The 1612-nt window shown below is 44.6% G+C and carries 1 protein-coding gene; it reads right to left on the reverse strand.

Annotated elements, in window-relative coordinates; translation table 11 throughout:
* Positions 1-139 precede the first annotated feature (139 nt).
* Positions 140-1183 carry a hypothetical protein gene (locus tag HMPREF3101_RS11165; RefSeq protein WP_141737453.1) on the reverse strand — a complete coding sequence of 348 codons (1044 nt, stop codon included), beginning with the start codon at positions 1181-1183 and terminating at the stop codon, positions 140-142.
* Positions 1184-1612 lie beyond the last annotated feature (429 nt).

Here is a 1612-nt window from a genome sequence, read left to right on the forward strand (position 1 = left end):
TTGATGGTGTCTACTTTTCGGGGGTCGGGCCCCAATCTCACCTACGGAGTCGACAACCTATTTAGGAACAATTCACCGACGTTCACTTCAATTGGAACTGCTGACAATGGGGATTTTACAAACCCAATTAAGGCTACAGTCACAAACCCACAAATTCATATATTTCTGCTCCTGAAAAATTAGCAAAGCCGACTCCAAGAGCTGACGCCATTGAAAATATTGCAACTACGAATGATCGATCCTGGTCATCACCCTTTTCGTACTGAAACTGCCAGGCCATTATTGTTGCAAAGGTCTGGGCGGTATGATTCAAACAAAAAACCGCAATCAGCGCAATTGAAAAAGCAATCATCGATTTCAAGAAAATGGCACTGGCAATCAAGAGAAATCCCCCGCAAATCCCCAAGGAAACTGCCAAAATGAGAAGGGCCAAATTTGAGATCCTGTTCCCATTCTTGAAACGGGAATTCTTCTGGATCGCATAATTGATCGCAATTTCTATAAACACGGAGCAAAATAGCAACCAACTAAGATTGGTGCCCTTAGAAGCAAGAATGTACGGAATTAGAACAGAACCGGTTGCGATAATTGCGAATGATATGACAACTTTAAGACAAGAAATCCAAACGTCAGATCCCAGTGAAAGCCTAAGGGCAAATGAATTTCGTCTCACAACCTCAACTTGTTGCATTTTCTTCAACACTTGGGTCGAAAGAATGCAAATCAAGTATCCAATACCTCCAAGTATCGATGAAAAGATTCGAATAGGTATACCAAAGAACAATGCGCACGATACGGTGGCAGTACCGAGTAGGACGACAGTTAACGTTGACGTTCGTAGCGCAACCTTGAAACTGACTAGCTCTTCTTTTTGCAAGTAGCGCGGAGGAAGGGCGCCCCTCAAAGGCGAAACAAACCTTCCAAGCAGAAAGATTCCAACCAGCGTTCCCAGCATTGGAATATGACCGGGGACTATTCCAAGCGCAATATATGAGACAAATTGCAAGATCTGAACACCACCGAGGACAGTTGTTTCCCCCACAACATCTCCGAGTCGCGCAAGCGGCAATGACAGTACCGTCCCAATCACAATGCCAATGCCTACCGCATGCAATACGCCTTGACTCTCAAGACCAGATTGAATGGTCAGGTAACCCACGGATGCGCCAAGAAATGAAGTCACATACGCGTCCACAAGAACATTTATTCTAATTGCAGCCTCAGGCGAAAACTTTCGTCTTATAAGCATTTCATGGTACCTCCAACCGAGATTTCCACAAATGCCAATTCAATGTTCTTGTCACCAGAGTAGTTACCAACGAATCTACCCACCGAATCGCGTAGCCCCTCGGAATTCCACGGAAGTGATCGCTCTCGCCAATAAGACGATGACTTAACTAGATTCTCCAATTCAATAGGACTATAGAATTGTTTCAGTTTTCTGCAAATATACCAGGGTGAATCCAAATTCCCGTACGCTTTCCAAAGAACCTCATCTGGCTCTTGTCCGTATTGGTGCCCCAAGAACTTTCGAAACAACAAGTGCCATTCTCTGGTCAATTGATCACGGCAATCAAACTGGGCTGTGTCAAATTTTGTGGACGGGTAAACC

The organism is Corynebacterium sp. HMSC29G08, assembly GCF_001806875.1.
Classification (GTDB): Bacteria; Actinomycetota; Actinomycetes; order Mycobacteriales; family Mycobacteriaceae; genus Corynebacterium.